Annotated in this window: 15 protein-coding genes; 7 read left to right on the plus strand and 8 right to left on the minus strand. The window is 71.7% G+C overall.

Annotation, left to right across the window (positions count from 1 at the left end; translation table 11 throughout):
• Window positions 1-756: hypothetical protein (locus AB0J39_RS30335; protein WP_363470939.1), on the plus strand; the 756-nt coding region annotated here is incomplete at its 5' end.
• Here the strand turns inward: AB0J39_RS30335 and AB0J39_RS30340 are convergent.
• The 4 genes from AB0J39_RS30340 to AB0J39_RS30355 form a co-directional block, all read right to left on the minus strand.
• Complete coding sequence (locus AB0J39_RS30340; RefSeq protein WP_363470941.1) at window positions 757-1,404, minus strand: hypothetical protein; 648 nt, start codon at window positions 1,402-1,404, stop codon at window positions 757-759. It abuts the gene before it with no gap.
• Window positions 1,405-1,411: 7 nt separating this feature from the next.
• Entirely contained in the window at window positions 1,412-3,376 is a 1,965-nt protein-coding gene (locus tag AB0J39_RS30345; RefSeq protein ID WP_363470944.1) for a M48 family metalloprotease, read from the minus strand.
• 3 nt (window positions 3,377-3,379) lie between these two features.
• Window positions 3,380-3,874, minus strand: coding sequence for a hypothetical protein (locus AB0J39_RS30350; RefSeq protein WP_363470947.1), 495 nt, complete (start codon window positions 3,872-3,874; stop codon window positions 3,380-3,382).
• Between the two features lie 147 nt (window positions 3,875-4,021).
• On the minus strand, window positions 4,022-5,605 hold the full coding sequence (locus AB0J39_RS30355) for a stealth family protein (protein ID WP_363470950.1): 1,584 nt from the start codon (window positions 5,603-5,605) through the stop codon (window positions 4,022-4,024).
• Window positions 5,606-5,760: 155 nt separating this feature from the next.
• On the opposite strand from AB0J39_RS30355, the gene AB0J39_RS30360 reads away from it, so the two are divergent.
• On the plus strand, window positions 5,761-6,651 hold the full coding sequence (locus AB0J39_RS30360) for a CDP-alcohol phosphatidyltransferase family protein (RefSeq protein WP_363470951.1): 891 nt from the start codon (window positions 5,761-5,763) through the stop codon (window positions 6,649-6,651).
• A gap of 125 nt (window positions 6,652-6,776) precedes the next feature.
• Window positions 6,777-7,817 carry a sulfotransferase gene (locus tag AB0J39_RS30365; RefSeq protein WP_363470954.1) on the plus strand — a complete coding sequence of 347 codons (1,041 nt, stop codon included), beginning with the start codon at window positions 6,777-6,779 and terminating at the stop codon, window positions 7,815-7,817.
• 12 nt (window positions 7,818-7,829) lie between these two features.
• Here the strand turns inward: AB0J39_RS30365 and AB0J39_RS30370 are convergent, their stop codons facing one another.
• The 3 genes from AB0J39_RS30370 to AB0J39_RS30380 form a co-directional block, all read right to left on the minus strand.
• Window positions 7,830-8,924, minus strand: coding sequence for a LacI family DNA-binding transcriptional regulator (locus tag AB0J39_RS30370; protein WP_363470957.1), 1,095 nt, complete (start codon window positions 8,922-8,924; stop codon window positions 7,830-7,832).
• A gap of 12 nt (window positions 8,925-8,936) precedes the next feature.
• Window positions 8,937-9,836 carry a PfkB family carbohydrate kinase gene (locus AB0J39_RS30375; RefSeq protein WP_363470960.1) on the minus strand — a complete coding sequence of 300 codons (900 nt, stop codon included), beginning with the start codon at window positions 9,834-9,836 and terminating at the stop codon, window positions 8,937-8,939.
• A 102-nt stretch (window positions 9,837-9,938) separates the two neighbouring features.
• Window positions 9,939-10,940 carry an SIS domain-containing protein gene (locus tag AB0J39_RS30380; RefSeq protein WP_363470962.1) on the minus strand — a complete coding sequence of 334 codons (1,002 nt, stop codon included), beginning with the start codon at window positions 10,938-10,940 and terminating at the stop codon, window positions 9,939-9,941.
• A 334-nt stretch (window positions 10,941-11,274) separates the two neighbouring features.
• On the opposite strand from AB0J39_RS30380, the gene AB0J39_RS30385 reads away from it, so the two are divergent.
• The 4 genes from AB0J39_RS30385 to AB0J39_RS30400 are packed head-to-tail and all read left to right on the plus strand — an operon-like array spanning window position 11,275 to window position 15,195.
• Window positions 11,275-12,600, plus strand: a complete 1,326-nt coding sequence (locus AB0J39_RS30385; RefSeq protein ID WP_363470965.1) for an ABC transporter substrate-binding protein — start codon at window positions 11,275-11,277, stop codon at window positions 12,598-12,600.
• A gap of 23 nt (window positions 12,601-12,623) precedes the next feature.
• A complete protein-coding gene (locus AB0J39_RS30390; protein ID WP_363470968.1) occupies window positions 12,624-13,502 on the plus strand; it encodes a sugar ABC transporter permease in 879 nt (292 codons plus the stop codon).
• Entirely contained in the window at window positions 13,499-14,332 is an 834-nt protein-coding gene (locus AB0J39_RS30395; RefSeq protein ID WP_363470970.1) for a carbohydrate ABC transporter permease, read from the plus strand. Before AB0J39_RS30390 ends, AB0J39_RS30395 begins: the two co-directional genes overlap by 4 nt.
• Entirely contained in the window at window positions 14,329-15,195 is an 867-nt protein-coding gene (locus AB0J39_RS30400; RefSeq protein ID WP_363470973.1) for a TIM barrel protein, read from the plus strand. The genes AB0J39_RS30395 and AB0J39_RS30400 overlap by 4 nt, the downstream gene beginning before the upstream one ends.
• A 36-nt stretch (window positions 15,196-15,231) precedes the next feature.
• Here the strand turns inward: AB0J39_RS30400 and AB0J39_RS30405 are convergent.
• The coding region (locus AB0J39_RS30405) for an FtsX-like permease family protein (protein WP_363470976.1) at window positions 15,232-16,715 on the minus strand (1,484 nt) is incomplete at its 5' end.

Here is a 16,715-nt window from a genome sequence, read left to right on the forward strand (position 1 = left end):
GGCGTGGAGGAGCCCGCGGCACCTCACGCGGAAGAGCCCGGCGCGACCGGCCCCGCCCCTCTGCCCAGCCGACACGCGGCTCTGCCCGGCGGACACGGGGCTCTGCCCGGCGGACACGTGGCTCTGCCCGGCGGCCACGGGGCGCTCGTCCGGCTGACGCTGCCGTGGCTGCTGGTGCCCGCGCTGGTGCTGCTCACGGTCTCCTGGACGCTCACTCCGGTGTACGTGTTCCGGTACGTCTTCTGCTGCGTCCCGGCGGCGGCGCTGCTCGCCGGGGCGGGCCTGGCCGCGCTGCCCCCCGGCCTCGCCGCCGCCGTGCTGGCCGCCTGGCTCGGCCTGTCGGTGCCCGGGCAGCTCGCCACGCGCGGGCCGGACGGCAGGCAGGACGATCCCCGGCCGGTCATGGCGCTGCTCGCGGCCGAGGCGAGACCTGGGGACGGGGTGCTGTTCGTCCCCGCCAAGGTCAGGAAATACGCCGTGGTCTACCCCTCGGTCTTCGGCAGGCTCCGCGACGTGGCGCTGGCCCGGTCACCCGAGCGGGACGGCAGCTTCCCGGGCCGCGAGGTGGGTCCCCGGGTGCTCGCCGCCCGGCTCGACGGCCTGCGCACGCTCTGGGTGGTCGGCCATACCGGCAAGAACGCGATGCCGGCCCGCCGGCGCGCCCTGGTCGCCCGTTCGTTCGCCCCGGCCGGCCGCTGGACCTTCCGCGGCCTGTTCGTCGCCCGCTACCTGCCGCAGAGCCGACCGGCACCGTGATCAGTCCGCCACCGCGCCCATCTTCTGGGCGGCGCGGGCGGCGATCCGGTCAGCGGTCTGCGGGCTGGGCGGCTTGAAGGCGAGCTGACCGAGGATCATCATCACGTCACCGGTCCTGGCCAGCACCAGAACCTCGCCGTGCGCCCACGACCCGTCGGTGACAGTGATCCACACTGCCCTGCTCTGCCCGCCCACCTTCGGCATCGCGATGGGCTGGATCGTCACCGTGATCTCGGCCGCCTTCTTGCCGGAGTACGAGATGCGGAACGACGAACATCCGGACAGGGTCTTCAGGGCTCCGTCCAGGTCCTTCTTCGCGGCGTTCGCGCTGGGATAGCGTCGCAGCGTCTCCGTGATCCACGGGCCGAACTGCCCCTTCGTGAACGCCGCGGACGCGTACTCGACGCCCTTCCGCCGGGGTCTGCTGAAGTCCAGCTCGTCGAGCAGCGCGGCGCACCGAGGCCTGCTCGCCCTGGCGTACGGCTGGTAGGCGGGCCGGAAAGCGACATACCCCCTGGGCAGGTCCGCGGTGGTGAGCAGTCCGTAGGAGAGCGCGGGGCGGGCGGCCGCCGGGGCCGCGCCGGGAAGGAGCGCGGCGACGAGGGTGAGCGCGGCCACCGGACAAGCGAGGGCTCGGGTGAGGCGCATGTCGGGATCACCAGCTTTCGACGGGGAAGGGCGGGGTGGGCTGAGGCACCGGACCGGCCGGATACCGCCTGATCTGGTCGCACCGCCGGACGAAGGCGGTCCACGCCACGGCGGCCAGGTCGGTGGAGCGGCGGTCCGCGCTGTCCAGGAACAGGCCCCCGACCTGCCGCAGCAGCGCGTCGTCGGAACCGCGCAGCAGCTCGCCCATCCGTGCCCGCGCGGGGTGGTCCGCGGGATCGCCGAAGGCCGCGGTGCCCGTGGTGAACAGGCCCAGGCAGATCGCGCCCGCCTGCCCGGCGTCGGGCAGCGCGGCCGCGGGAGGCGGCGCGGCCTCCCGGGCCGCCGGCTCGGGGAGCGACGCCATCCCGGCCAGGGCCGTGACGAGCAGCACGGCCGGCACCATGACGACGACCGGCCGCGACCTGCGGCCCCGCAGCGGCCGGAGGGCGAGCGCGCACAGCAGCACGAGGACGGCCAGGACGACCGCCACCTGCGGCGTGATGACGAGCCAGGCGAGGCGCCCCGCGGGCGCTTCCGCCCCGGCCGCCAGCCGGACGGCGACGAACCAGGTGCCGGACACGACCGCGATCACGGCCACGGCGACGGGCGCCGCGTGCCGCCACGCGGACGGGCCGCGCGCCGGCAGCCACGCCCGGGCCGCGAGGGCCAGCCAGCAGGTGATCGCGGTGCCCGGCAGGAGGACGGCGGCGAGGAGCCATGCCGTGGTGCCGAGCGGGATCCGGTCGGGCGTCAGGTTCGACGCGGCTTCGGGCGCGGTCGTGAGCCAGAGGTTCCACGCGGCGCTCGCCCGCGGGGACAGGACGGCGCCGGCCGCGAACCCCGCCCCGAGCGCGAGCCCGGTGGCGGCGACGCGGGGCCGTACGGCCGGTCTCGCGGGCTCGGCCAGGACCGCCCGCCAGACCCCCAGCCCGACGACCTGGACGACCGGCACCGCGACCAGCAGCCCGGCGATCCAGTAGGCGACGATCGGCGGTATGGGCAGCACCGTCTGCAGAGGCACTCCCAGTTCGGTGACCACGATGCCGGCGGCGACGCCGGCGGTCAGGGCCTCGCCGGGTGACGCGCGCATGTGCGGTGCGGGATCGTTCAGGATCCGCAGACGGGACGCGAGGGAAGGGTGGACCGGCACCGGCCACGGCCGCTCCTGCCGCCCGGAGGACAGCCAGGCACGCACCTCGTCGGGGTGGGATCGGGCGGCGCGCAGGTCGGCGTCGTGCTCGCGGGCCCGGACGACCGCCGCGAAGGTGCCGGCGACCAGCAGCGTGACGACCGCCGTCCGCCAGGCGACCGCTCGTGCGGGTGTGCCGTCCATTGTGAGGGCGGCCGACAGGCACAACGGCACGGCCGCCACCAGGACGAAGCAGACGGTCGCGAACACGGCGAGGTAGGACCTGTCGGCGTCCCGGTTGCGCAGATGGCCGAGCTCGTGGGCGAGCATCGCGACGGCGGCCGGCTTCGCCTGCTTGCCGGACAGGGAGAACCCGGCGGACGCGGAGAGCATGACCCGGTGCCGGGGGTGGCGGCCGTACACGAACATGCGGTCGCGCAGGAGGTCGCGCGCGCCCTGCATGAGCACGGGCCGCCGGGCCAGTCCCGCCGCCCGCACGGTCGCCTCGACGACCGCGGGCCAGTCGGCGAGCGGTGCCGCCCGGTGCCGCCGGGTGATGACCAGGGGCGCCAGGGCATAGGCCACGACCATCGGCGCCGCCACCAGCAGAGGGCCGGACCATGGCGCCAGAGACCGCACGAGCATGACCCTGGTCGAGCAGTCGAGGAAGGCCGGGACGTCGGCGAGCCGGCCGCAGGTGAGGGCCTGGTCGCGCCAGGCGTCCCCCGCCAGCACCAGGAACCAGTGACCGGCGAAGAACGAACCGGCCGCGACGGTGAGGAAGAGCAGGCGGAGCCGAGCGGTGCTCGGCGGGGGCAGGGCGAACGGGTCGGCCGTGCCCACGGATCACCCCTCCGGGGGAGGGGTAGCGCTCTCCCGCAGCAGTTCGCCCGACACCGCGTCGGCCAGAAGCTGCGCCTTGTCCTCCGGCAGCCCCAACGCGAGCGCCTTGGAGCGGACGGAGCGCGCGATGCGGGCCTGTTCCACGTCGTCGAAGGGCGGCAGCGGTTCGGCGAGCACCTCCCGCATCGCCTGGCGCCGCCGTCGGCGCCACACGAACAGTGTCCGGATGCCGTCCCGGCTGCGTTCGGTGATCTCCTCTTTCAGCGCGTCCAGCACGGCGCCGCCGACGAACGCGACGACGATCGGGGCCCAGGCGGAGATCTCCGTCAGGACGCCCGAGCCGAGCAGATGCTCCCTGTCGCGCTCCCGGCCGTCAGGGTGCCGGGTGTACGCGTCCCAGAGCCGGGGAAGCTGCGGCAGTTCGTCCTGGTCGAGCCGGGCGACGACCGCCTCGACGAGCTGATAGGTGGTGCGCTGTCGCGACGTTGGCACTGACACTGGCACTCCCGGGCAGAGCACGGGTGACGGATGAGCCGCAGTCAATCAGAACCGATACGCGAAACGGCGCCGGGCGAAATCACAATTCGCACACAGTGATTTCGGTTGAAGGTGTTATCTGATTTCCGGTGCGATTCAAATTGATTCTCAGCGCCGCTCGAACGGCGCCGGGGTGGGGAAGTAGGCCTCCAGGAAACGCGCCAGCAGGGCGTCCTGCTCGACGGTGGTGGGCGCGGTGTCGTTGAGACAGAACACGTCGTGCCTGCGCCGGGCGAGCATGCGGCGGAGCTTGGCGGGCGTCTTCGGCAGCGACAGGTCTACGTAGGTGTAGTCGACCGTGCCGGGGACCGCCCGCCCGCTCAGGTAGCCGTAGTAGTGCGCCAGCGAGGACACCACGGAAATGTCCCGCGACGTGCGGAACCTGCTGCGGGCGGTGGCCGCGAACTCCGCCGCGAACCGCTGCTCCAGCTCGTACATCAGCGACCGGCGCAGCGCGTACGGCACGTGCTTGAGCTTCTGCGTGATCGTGCGGCCGGTCAGGTCCTCCAGGATGCGCCGGTTGTTCATGCCGGCGGCGTGCACCGGCGACTCCTCGGTCTCCGGCGCCCCGAAGGGCACGTGGACGGTGCTGGGGAAGAACCGGGTGATCCCGTTGCCCTCGAAGAAGGTCCGGGGCGGCAGCGGCCGTCCCAGGAAGAAGTCGTCGTTGAAGTACAGGAAGTGCTCGCTGAGCCCGTCGATGTGGTGCAGCTGCGTCTCGATGGCGTGGGAGTTGAACACCGGCAGCACCGACGGGTCGGTGAAGATCTCCTTGTGGTCGACCACCGTGACCATGGGGTGAGTGGTGTCGAGCCACGACGGCGTCTGACCGTCGGTGACGATCCACACCCGGTTGATCCACGGGGCGTACATCAGCAGCGAGCGCAGCGAGTAGCGCAGCTCGTCCCTGCTGGTGAAACGCGCCTCCGTGGTCGCCATCTCGCTCAGCGGGCCGCCGGAGCGCTGCGCCTCGCCGCGCTCGGCCTGGTCGCGGCGCGCCCGCCAGGCCGGGTCGGCGCCGTCCACCCAGGTGTAGACGGCGTCGATCGGGAAGTCGATGTCGTCCAGCAGTCGCCGGACGAACTCGGGCCGGGTGCGGTAGGAGCGGGCCCGGCGGGCGGCACACGCCAGCGGAGTGAACAGTTCCTCGCCGCCGTCCACCGAGGGGCCGTCGGCGGGCACGCGGTCGCAGGCGGGGTTCGGCCTCGGCGCGACCAGCTCGTCGCCCTCCCGGGCCCAGAACTCCAGGTCGCAGCCGTTCTCCGGGCCGAGTGTCAGCGTGCGCGAGGGGCTGGCGAAGTACATGGCCACCCGTACGACCCTGGCGTCGCCGAGCAGCGCCGCCGCGCGCCGCAGCGGGCGCATCCGGCCCGCGTCCGCCTGGCGCGCCCGCGACCCCTGCCTGCCGTACGGCTGCCGCGCCGCGAACAGCGGGTGGTCGCCGGCCGCGAGTGCGGCGAGCGCGCGCGGGCGCGAGTCCTCGGGCACGGCGACGACGGGCGGCCGGTTCGGCAGCGGCCGGACGCAGAAGTACGGCACGCCCGCCCGGTTCAGCAGGGCGCACACCACGTCCAGCGTCTCGCGCTGGGCCTGCAGCGGACCCGCCTCCGGCCGGATGAGCGCGGCCCGTGGCGCGGGCTCCCATGACGGCAGCCGCCCCTGCAGCCGCCGGTACAACGTGACAACGGGCATGGTCTCCCCCTCGACCACGGACTGTAACCGATCGGCGACCGGATTGGCGGATGGTTTACGTAGATGGGGAAGACGGTCAAGAACCGGCAATGAGATGCCCTGCCTGTTACCGAAGAGCAGGCCAACGGCTACCCGTTGTAGTCATTCTTGCCTGCATGGGGGGCTTCACGCTGGACGACATACTCGCGACGCGCAAGCCGAGAGACTCGTGGTGGACCGTCTTCATGGTCGATCCGCTCGCCTGCCGGCTCGCGCTGCTCGTGGCTAACCACACATCGATCACACCGAACGGGCTGACCAGGCTGTCCATGCTGATCGGCTTCGCCTCGGCGGCCGCCTTCGCGGAGGGCATGCTCGTCGCCGGGGCGGCACTGTTCTATCTCAGTTTCACGGTCGACTGCATGGACGGGAAGATCGCCAGGCTCAAGGGCACGGGGACGCCCTTCGGCCTGTGGCTCGACTACGTCGGCGACCGGCTGCGGGTGGTCTGCTGCGCCTTCGGGCTGGGGTTCGGGGAGTACGCCCGGACGGGCGACGCCGATGTGGTGCTCGCCGCCGTCGGCGTCGTCGTGCTCGACCTGTTCCGCTACATCAACGGCCCGCAGCTGAAGCGGGTCAAGGACGCCACCCGCGCGCTGCTGGAGGCGCGGATGGAGGGGCAGTGCGTCCTCGCCGAGAGCGTCCTGCGGGCCAGGCCGCGAACCGAGCTGGGGCAGGCCGCCGCGGAGTTCGGCCAGGTCGCCGACGAAACCGCCACCACCGTGGTCGACCTGCAGAAGGCGTTCCACGCCCGCTTTCCCTGGTACGACAGGTTCCGTGTCTTCCTGGTGCGGCGGCGGGTGCGCACTCACGTCATGAGCGGCATCGAGTTCCACGCCGCGGTCTTCGTCGTGGCCCCGCTGCTCGGACCCGCGGCCCTGGTGCCGGTCTCGGTCATGGCCGGCGCGCTACTGCTGGCGTTCGAGATGAGCCTGGTCTACCGCGTCTGGCTGGCGTCGCGCCAGGTGCCCCGCACCGCCGCCGAGAGAGAGAAGATCCTCGTCTGACCGGCCGTTCTCGGCCCGATCCATCAGCTCGTACGGCCTGACGCCGTAGGACCCGCGTCACGAGCCGCGCCCGGGGGAGGGCGGCGGCCTGGCGTCCGGAAATCTCAACACGGGGGATAGAACTCATGCATTCGGACAGACCTGTCTTCGTCGTCGGCTGCCCGCGCTCCGGCACAACCATGCTGCAGCTCATGCTGCACTCGCATCCGCGCATCGCGGTCCCGCCCGAGACGCGGTTCCTCGTCCCGGCCTACTTCTCCCGCCGGGCGTACGGCGACATGCGGCTGGCCGACAACAGGCGCAAGCTGGCGACCTGGATCGCCGAGGGCCGCACCACGAAGTTCCACGAGCTCGGGCTGAGCCGCCCCGATTTCGTCCAGGCGGCCATGCTCGGCCCCGGCAGCTTCGGCTCGGTCGTCGGCATGGTCTTCAAGAGCTACGCCGAGCGCTTCGGCAAGCCGCGCTGGGGCGACAAGCGGCCCAGCTACTACCGGCACGTCGAGATGCTGATGCGGATGTTCCCCGACGCGCAGTTCGTCCACCTCGTCAGGGACGGCCGCGACTGCGTGGCCTCGCTCAAGCAGATGCCCTGGTACAAGGCGGACGCCGTGCACGCCATGGCCAACTGGGCCGAGGCGATCGACTTCGGCCGGCGGCACGCCCGCAAGCTGCCCGCCGACAGCTTCTACGAGCTGCGGTACGAGGACCTCACCGCCGACCCGGAGACCGAGCTGAAGAAGCTGTGCGTGTTCCTCGGCGAGGACTACGACCCGGGGATGTGCGAGCCCCGCCACATGGCCGAACTGGCCGTGCCCAAGCACAAGGTGTGGCACAGCAACACCCACGAGGAGGTGACCACCGCCCACTCGGGCAAGTGGGCCTCCCGGCTGGAGCCCTGGGAGATCTCGCTGTGCGAGGAGGTGCTCGGCGAGCGGCTCACGGCGTACGGCTACGAGCTGAGCGGCGCGCGCAAGGCCGACCGCGAGCACGTCGCGGCGTTCAAGGCGGCGGCGGGCAAGCGCCGCGCGGCGCGGCTGCGCAAGTACAACCGCGATCGGCTCACCCGGCTGCGCGAGCCCGGCCCGATCGCGGCGCTGCTCACCGAGGGCCAGCGGCGCCTCGCCGGCCTCCCTCAGCAGCGCTCCGCCGAGCTGATCCCCCGCTGACCGCCCCGCCGCCTACGGGGGTGGAGGGGCGACCGAGGAGCGCTCGATGAGACGGGAGCGCAGCGTGTGGGTCCGCCTGCCGGGCTCGGCCCCCCGCACGATGTCGAGGAGGACCTCGGCGGCCTTGGCGCCGAGCTCGTGCACCGGCTGCTCGATCATCGTCAGCGGCGGGTCCATGACCGCCGCCCAGGCGCTGTCGTCGAAGCCGATGAGGGCGACGTCGCGCGGGTAGGACAGCCCGGCGGCCCGCAGGGCGCGCAGGGCTCCCGTCACCGCCTCGGTCTCGGTGCAGAACAGCGCGGTGATGCGGTCCGGCAGGGCGAGCATGCGCGCGACCTCCTCGGTCACCCGCTCCTCGATCTTCCGCCCGACCATCACCAACTGGGGATCGAAGGGGATCCGCGCGTCGTCGAGCGCGTCGAGGTAGCCGCGCAGGCGCTCGCCGTCGGTCCACAGGTTGCGGGACGCCGCCTCCAGCAGCTCGCGCCGGGTGGCCGGCGGCTCCGGCACGGGCGGCCCCCACACGAATCCGATCCGCCGGTGCCCGGCCGCGATGAGCCGCTCGACCGCCTCGCGGGCGGCGTCGCGGTTGTCGATGACGACCGCGTCGAGGTCGAGCGAGGGGACCGCCCGGTCGACGAGGACGACCGGGACGCCCCGTTTCAGCGCCTCCTTGACGTGACCGACGTCCCGGCCGCTCAGCGCGGCCGAGGCGACGACGACTCCGTCGACGCGCTTGTCGATCAGCACGTTCATCGCGGCGATCTCCTCGTCGAGCTCCTCGTAGGTGCTCAGGACGATCGTGTCGAAGCCGCGGGCGCGGGAGGCGTCGCAGATCCCGCGCACCACTCCGGCGAAGAAGGGGTTGCCGATGTCGGCGACGATCACGCCGATGGTGTGGCTGACGCCGGTCGACATGCTGCGGGCCAGCGCGTTGGCGCGGTAGCCGAGCTTCTCGGCCGCCTCCAGCACGCGCTTGCGCAGCTCCGGGCTGACGTGCCCGTACCCGCCGAGCGTGCGGGCGGCGGTCGCCCGCCCGACACCCGCCTCGGCCGCCACCTCGGAGATCGTGGGCCGCCCGGCGGTCTGGCCCCGGTCAGCTGGCATGGGTGGCGTCCCTCACTTCTCGAGATCGCGGGATGGCGACATGCTAGCGACCACCGGCCGCCCGTGACCGAACGCGCCTTCGACCAGGCACTGGTCGTGGGCCGACCGCGCGCCGTCGCGCAGGGCGGTCGCGATCACGGCGCCGTCCGGCGCGGCGCCCGCGCGCCAGCCCGCGCGCAGCAGGGACACCGCGAACCCCGCGAGGAAGGCGTCGCCGCAGCCCATCGTGTCCACCATCAGCCGGGGGTCCTCCACACGGACCGCGGTCGTGGTGAGGGTGACGCGGCCGTCGTGGGCGATCGCCCCCTCCTCGCCCCTGGTGGCCAGCGCGAGCGTCGCGCCCCGCCGTACGACGTCGGCCAGGAGGGCCCGCGTGGCGTCCTCGCCGAGGTGCGAGCACGACAGCAGGACGAGATCGGCGTGCGGGCAGACCCGGTCGAGGTACTCCGGCGTGCGGTACTCGTCCTCGCTCGACAGGTCGTAGCTCACCAGCGTGTCCAGCCGGGCCAGCTTCGGCAGCTCGCTCTCGCTGCCCGAGTACACGCTGGAGTGCACGAGGTCGAACGAGGCGGCGTACCGGAGGAGGCCGTCGTCGAGGACGATCGGCTCCCTGGTGGTGACGCCGCCGCCGTTCCAGCCGAGGAAGACCCGGTCGCCGTCGTCGACGCGCAGGGTGGAGACGCCGCTCTCACCGGCCCGTACGGCGCAGCGGTCGACGGCGACCCCCTGCGCGGCGATCGACGCGCGGATGAAGTCGCCGAGGTCGTCGTCGCCGAACACGCCCAGGTAGGCGGCGTCGGCGCCGAGGCGCCGGGCGTAGACGGCCACGTTCACGCTGTTGCCGCCGGGGTACTCGATGCCGCGGTCGAGGAACCGGTCGACGATGTTGTCGCCGAAACCGAGGACTCTCATGGACTCTCCTTCAAGGCGGGCCCCCGCGTCGGGGAACGCGGGGGCCCTGGGGGCGCGCGGCCGGCGCGGCGCCGTGAGCGGGGGATCAGCGACGGACGACCGTCAGTAGTCCATGACGCGGTAGTAGCGGCGCAGTTCGAGCGAGTGGTCGCGCACCCTCTCCAGGTGCTTGCTCAGCCGGCCGGTCGCCACGTCCATGACCAGCGGACCGAGCAGGCCGCGGAACTCGGGGCTGATCCCCTCGAGCGGATAGTCCTTGGTGTCGAGGACCGTGACGTCCTTGGAGATGCGCTTGGCGAAGGCCGCCGCGCGGTCGGTCAGCGGCCGCCCCTCGTCCTCACCCTGGAAGACGATGACGCTGGTGTCCTCCTCCAGCAGTTCGAGCGAGCCGTGGAAGAACTCCGCGCTGTGCACCCGCGTGGTGTGCAGCCACTGCATCTCCTCGAGGATGCACATGGAGTACAGGTAGGTGTACGACCACAGGTTGCCGCCGCCGATGAGGAAGTAGTAGCCCGTGTCCTTGTGCTCGTCGGCGAACTTCTCGGCGACGGGCTCGGTCTGCCTGGCGACCTCCAGCAGGATCTGCGGCAGGCCGTCGAGCTCGGCGGCGAGCTTCTCGTAGCCGTCGAACTCGCCCCGCCGGGCCAGCAGCCGGGTCGTGAGGAGCAGCATCTGCGGGTCGAACGGCCACGCCTTGGGCTCGGTGAGGAGCGCGGTGTCCACGTTCTGGGCCACGGGCGACTCGGGGTAGCCGGTGATGCCGATCGTGTGGGCGCCCTTGGCCTTGCAGTACTCGATGGCCCGCACGGTGTCGTCGGTGGTGCCGGAGGCCGAGGTGAAGACCGCGACCGACCGCTCGCCCAGCGCCGCCTCGCCCGCGGCGATCAGCTCGGCCGCGATCACCGCGCGCACGTCGAAGGTGGAGCGCTGCCGGGCCAGCCGCTCGTACGGCCACATCTGGGCGTAGGTGCCGCCGGCGCCGACCAGGTAGAGGTTGTCGAATCCCTCGTCCACGAGCCGATCGACCAGTTCCTCGATCTGCGGCCGCAGCGCCACCGCGCTCGCCATCTGGGAGAGGAATTCCGGCTCGTTGAATCCGAGCATCATCGCGTCCTTTCGGGGATTGCCTGCGGACCGGGGCGCCCTGCTGCCTGATACCGGTATCACGCGGTGGTCACGCTGGCACACCTGACGGGCAGGCGTCAACAGGGAGACGGATTTTGGTCATAGATACGCCTGTGACATGCTGTTTTGTCGCGACTGGCGGTCCTGGGGAGCCGCTGGAGGAAAAATTCTTGTGAACAGGTCTGGTACCGGTATCACATGCTCTGTACAGTCACCCGTCATCAAGTGGGTCGTGCCGGCGGCGCGTCCCGGCGGATCCGAGGTGCTCCCGCACCGGCGGTCCTCCCTCCCCCCTGAGAGAGAAAGGAAGCCCATGCGCCCTCGCGCACTGACGACGTTCGCGGCACTCGCCGGAACGTCGGTGCTCGCCCTGGCCGGATGCACCGGCGGCGGCCAGGCGGACAAGGCTCCCGCGGCGGACGCCGCCGCCAGCCCCGACTACTCGGGCACGTTGAGCATCCTCACGAAGTTCGCCGGTGAGCCCCTCGAGCCGTACTTCGAGGACCTGGCCGCGGAGTACGAGAAGCTCCATCCCGGGGTGAAGATCGAGCTCATCCAGGAGACCGACCAGAGCATCAAGGACAAGACCAAGACGCTGACGGCGTCGAACGCCCTGCCGGACGTCTACTTCACGTGGACCGGCACCTGGGCGGAGAACTTCGTCCGCGGCGGCCGCGCGGCGGACCTGACCAAGGTGATCGGGCCCGGCACGGAGTGGGGCAAGACCTTCAGCGAGGGGGCGCTGTCGGCCTTCGCCTACGACGGCAAGTACTACGGGATCCCGCTGTACGGCAACGGCAAGTTCATGGGCTACAACAAGGCCGCGTTCGCCAAGGCCGGGGTCGAGGTGCCCAAGACGTTCGAGGAGCTGATCGACAGCTGCACGGCGCTGCGCAAGGCCGGGTACGAGCCGATCTCCTTCGGCAACAAGGACGGCTGGCCGGCCCTCCACTACATGCAGCAGCTCTTCGCGTACGACGTGCCGACGGCCACCTTCGACGCCGACCTCAAGCCCGCGACGGCCAAGCTCGACGACCCCGGCTACGTGAAGGCCCTCACGCGCTTCAAGACCCTCGTCGACACCTGCACCGACACCAAGACCGGCACCAACGGCGTGCTGTACTCCTCGGCGCAGGAGGCGTTCGCCGACGGCAAGTCCGCGATGTACTACCAGGAGATCCTGGAGTTCGACAACGAGACCGCCGAGGGCAAGCTCCCCGTCGACGACTTCGGCATCTTCCAGCTTCCGGCGCCGCAGGGCGCGGCCGGCGACGCGACGATCGTCGAGGGGTCTCCCGAGGGATATCTCATCAACGCCGCGTCGCCGCGCATCCCGCTCGCCGTCGACTTCATGAAGTTCGTCACGAGCACGAAGAACGCCCAGACGCTCTCGGCGCCGCCGTACGGCCAGCCCAGCACGGTCATCGGCGCGGTCACGCCCGAGACCTCCAGCAAGGCGGTCTTCGAGGGCATCGAGCTGGTCAACAAGGCGCCGAAGCTGGCCGCATGGCTCGACACGGTCACCGTCCCCGAGGTCGCCGACGCGTGGCTGTCCGGTGGCGAGGCGCTGATCACCGGTAGCAAGACACCCGAGCAGGTGCTCGAGAGCGTGCGCCAGGCCTCGGCCGCGGCGAAGTAGCCGGGGGCAGGCCGGTGCGCGCCATGAGCAGACGGGCCGCCGGGCTCGCGTGGGTGGTCCCCGCCCTCGCGCTGGTCGGGGTGTTCGTGTACTTCCCGCTGGTGGAGAACTTCGGGTTCAGCACGCTCAAGTGGGACATCTTCAGCGGGAGCCAGGAGTACGTCGGGCTCGGCAACTACGCCAAGCTCGCCGACGATCCGGTCTTCTGGACCTCGCTGCGCAACAACGTGCTGTTCGCGGTGGTGTCGATCGTCTTCCAGGTGTTCGGCTCGCTGGTGCTGGCCGCGCTCATCGAGGGCGTGCGCAGCGAGCGGTGGCAGCGCGCCCTGCGGGCGATCTACTTCATCCCCTGCGCGATCTCGCTGACCGTCGCCGGCCTGCTCTTCTACTTCATCTACGAGCCGAACCTCGGGCTGCTGAACCACCTGCTGGAGGCGGTCGGCCTCGACGGGCTCCGGCACGCCTGGCTGGGCGAGGAGGGCACGGCCATGCCGGCGGTCATGGCGATGAGCCAGTGGCAGGGCTTCGGCTACTCGACCCTGCTGTTCGCCGTCGCCATCCAGCGCATTCCCCGCGAGATCTACCAGGCGGCGGCGCTCGACGGCACCGGCCCGATCCGCCGCTTCTTCCACGTGACCGTCCCCCTGGTCCGCGAGATGACCGGCGTGCTGATCATGCTCACGATCTCGGGGGCGTTCCAGGTGTTCAACGAGGTCATGGTGATGACCAGCGGCGGGCCGAACAACTCCACCCAGGTGCTGGGCACCTGGCTGTACCGCAGCGGCTTCGTCCGCAACGACTTCGGCTACGCGGCCGCGATCGCGACGGTCATCTTCGTGGTCACGCTCGCCATCGCCGTCGCGCAACTGTGGATCGCGCACAGGAGAAGGGTGGAGTGGTGACGCGTCTCGGCTTCCTCGGGGTGATCGCCCGGCTGCTCCTGTGGGCGTTCCTGCTCTGTCTCGCGGTGGTGGTGATCTATCCGCTGCTGTGGATGCTGCTCAACGGCTTCAAGACCAACGCGGAGATCTTCGGGAACCCCTTCGCGCTGCCCTCCCACTGGGGCTTCGACAGCTACCAGAAGGCATGGAACCGCGGGGTGAGCAACTACCTCACCACCAGTGTCCTGGTCACCGTCACGTCGACCGTCGCGACCGTGTTCGTCAGCGCGTGGGCGGCGTACGGCCTCGCCCGGGTGGACATCCCGTTCGGCAAGGCGGTCACCGGGGTGATCCTCGGCGGGCTGATGCTCGCCCCGAGCGTGGCGCTGGTGCCGCTGGTGAAGATGTTCCAGGCCATGGGGCTGTACAACAGCTTCTGGGCGCTGCTCATCCTCTACACGGCCTTCCGGGTGCCCTTCACGACGTTCCTCATCCGGGCGTACATGCTGGATCTGCCGCGCGAGGTGGACGAGGCGGCCGAGATGGACGGCTGCGGGCGCTGGACCGCGTTCTGGCGGATCACGCTCCCGATGTGCAAGCCGATCATCATCTCGACGGTCCTGCTGCACATCCTGTTCGCCTGGAACGAATACCTGTTCGCCATGGTGTTCACCAGCGGCGCCGGCGTGCAGACTCTTCCCGTCGGCCTGATGAGCCTGATGAGCAAGCACGGCACCGAGTTCCCCGTCGTGTTCGCCGGCATGACGATCGCCGCCGTCCCGGTGGTGCTGCTGTTCTTCTTCGGCCAGCGGTACATCGTCAAAGGCCTCGCCGACGGAGTCGGCAAATGACAGCAGAGTCTTCGCGTACGACGGGAGCGCCGATGTCCTTCCCCCGGATCACCGGATCGAACTTCTCCTACCAGCACCTGCCGTTCGACCGGTTCCTGGACGACGCGGCCGACCTCGGCCGCGAGGAGGTGGAGCTGTGGGGCATCGCCCCCCACTTCCACGTGCCGCAGGTGAGCGACGCCGAGGCCCGTGCCGTACGCCGCCGGATCGAGTCGCGCGGCCTGCGGGTGCGCTGCCTCACCCCGGAGCAGGTGATGTATCCGGTCAACATCGCCTCGGCCGACACCCGGCTGCGCGCCTCCAGCATCGCGATGTTCTGTCGCGCGGCGGAGCTGTGCGCGGAGCTCGGCGCCGAGTTGCTGCTCGTCACGCCGGGCCGGGGATACGAGGACGAGCCCGTTGAGGCCGCGTGGCGCCGCTCCGCGGACGCGATCGGCGAGATCGCCGGGTACGCCGAGGGATTCGGGGTGACGGTCGTGCTCGAACCGCTGCAGCGGGTCGAGTCGAACCTCCTCAACGACTCGCGGGCGCTCAAGCGGATGCTGGACGAGGTCGGCGCGCCGAACCTCGCCGCCGTGCTGGACACCGTCGGCATGGCGGTCGCGGGGGAGAGCGTCGACGACTACTTCGACGTGCTCGGCGACCGCGTCCGCCACGTGCACCTCATCGACGGCAGCCCGGCCGGGCACCTTGCGTGGGGCGACGGGGAACTGCCCCTGGCTGACTATCTCGCCGCCTTCTCCCGGCGCGGGTACGACGGGTTCATGACCTTCGAGCTGTTCGGCGACGGCACCTACGCGTTCGCCCCCCGGCCCGTCGTGGAACGCTGCCTGTCCGCCGTACGAGCGGTGGCCGGCGGATGAGTGCGGCGCGCACGGCGGGCCGGCCCCGGCGTGGGGTCAGGTCACCCTGCGCCGGGGGAGCGGCAGGCGCGACCGCGTGAACGCGGCACCGCCGAGCGCGGCCAGCAGGGGGAGCGCCACGAGGAGCAGGCCGAGGAGAGCCCAGGGGACCACGGGCTCGGGCATCTCCTCGGGCCGCACCAAAACGGGCACTCCGTCGGGCCGCACCAGCATCCAGGCGTCCCTCCGCGAGGGGACCAGGGCCGCGGCGATGCCGGGCGGCAGGCCGGCCAGCACGCCTGCGGTGGTGCCGAGCAGCGCGATCACCAGGGCCTGGCCCGCGACGACGGCCCGTCTTATCCGCGGATCCGCCCCCACCGCGGCCATGGTCTCCAGGTCGGGGCGGGACTCGACGGCGGCCAGCGCGGTCGCGACGAACGTCATCCCGAGGACGAGGACGGCGGCCGCCACGGCGAGCACGAGCAGAACCACCGAGTCGTCGGCGGGCCCGCGCCGCGACTCGAGCCGCACCGCCGCGTGGGACGTGATGCCCTCCACCGCCGCGGCGATCCGGTCCGCCGTAGCCTGCGGCGTCCGGTAGTCCGCCGGGTTCACCGCGAGCACGGAGGTGAGGGTGCTGTATCCCTCCTTCTCGATCACCTCCGGCGCGACCACCGCGCGCGCCCAGCCCTGACCGGTGGGCGGCACTCCGACGGCCGGCAGGGAGAGAGACACGATGTCGCTCAGGGCCGTCGCGTCCCGGCGCATCAGCCGCACCTCGATCCCGTCCCCGCGAACGGCCGCGGGATTGAGCACGACGGCCTTCCCGGCGCGCAGCGCCGCCACCGCCCGCGGGTCCTCGCGTCCGAGCACGTAGCGCAGCAGGCTCTCGTCCCCGGCCAGCAGCCCGCCGCCCTCCCCGTCGAATGTGCGGTACGGAAGATCCCGCGGCAGGTCAGGTGGGTTCGGCAGGTTCACGCCGAGCGGGTCGCCGGCCTTCGTAGCGAGAGCCCGGCCTTCCACGAGCGGCACGTCCGCCGGCAGTTCCCGCCGTACGGCGGCGCGGACGCGGTCCCACAACTGCGGGGTCAGATCGGCTCCGGTGACCTGCAACGAGCCTGTCGGGCCCTGCGGCAGGTCACGCTCCTTCGCCGGCCTCTGCGCGAGCGCGGTCTGCGAGGCGATGCCCGCCGCGGTGAGCACCACGACCGTGGTCATCACCGCGGCGACGGCGGGCACCGTACGGCCCCTGCTGCGTACGGCGTCCCTTGCAGCGAAGCGGAGCGGCAGGGGGAACCTCGCGGCGACCCGGCCGACCACCGCGACGAGGACCGGCACCAGGGCCACCAGCCCCAGCTGGGTGAGCAGCGACGAGGCGGCGACCCAGTGGATGCCGGACCGGGCGCTCACCGCCGTGGCCGCGACGCCCGCGACGACGAGCACCGCCCCCAGCAGCGGCCGGCCCGCGCGATCCCGGCGCCGCTCGCGCCTGCCCGTCAGCACCGCCACGCCGGCGGCCACCTGCCCCATGGCCTCGGTGA

This window comes from Microbispora sp. NPDC049633 (genome assembly GCF_040675265.1).
GTDB lineage: Bacteria > Actinomycetota > Actinomycetes > Streptosporangiales > Streptosporangiaceae > Microbispora > Microbispora maris.

Bases quoted from the DNA above. Each gene is read 5' to 3' on its own strand.
- AB0J39_RS30340 (WP_363470941.1), bottom strand. From the start codon at position 1,404: ATGCGCCTCACCCGAGCCCTCGCTTGTCCGGTGGCCGCGCTCACCCTC.
- AB0J39_RS30355 (WP_363470950.1), bottom strand. From the start codon at position 5,605: ATGCCCGTTGTCACGTTGTACCGGCGGCTGCAGGGGCGGCTGCCGTCA.
- AB0J39_RS30360 (WP_363470951.1), top strand. From the start codon at position 5,761: ATGGGGGGCTTCACGCTGGACGACATACTCGCGACGCGCAAGCCGAGA.
- AB0J39_RS30365 (WP_363470954.1), top strand. From the start codon at position 6,777: ATGCATTCGGACAGACCTGTCTTCGTCGTCGGCTGCCCGCGCTCCGGC.
- AB0J39_RS30370 (WP_363470957.1), bottom strand. From the start codon at position 8,924: ATGCCAGCTGACCGGGGCCAGACCGCCGGGCGGCCCACGATCTCCGAG.
- AB0J39_RS30375 (WP_363470960.1), bottom strand. From the start codon at position 9,836: ATGAGAGTCCTCGGTTTCGGCGACAACATCGTCGACCGGTTCCTCGAC.
- AB0J39_RS30380 (WP_363470962.1), bottom strand. From the start codon at position 10,940: ATGCTCGGATTCAACGAGCCGGAATTCCTCTCCCAGATGGCGAGCGCG.
- AB0J39_RS30385 (WP_363470965.1), top strand. From the start codon at position 11,275: ATGCGCCCTCGCGCACTGACGACGTTCGCGGCACTCGCCGGAACGTCG.
- AB0J39_RS30390 (WP_363470968.1), top strand. From the start codon at position 12,624: ATGAGCAGACGGGCCGCCGGGCTCGCGTGGGTGGTCCCCGCCCTCGCG.
- AB0J39_RS30400 (WP_363470973.1), top strand. From the start codon at position 14,329: ATGACAGCAGAGTCTTCGCGTACGACGGGAGCGCCGATGTCCTTCCCC.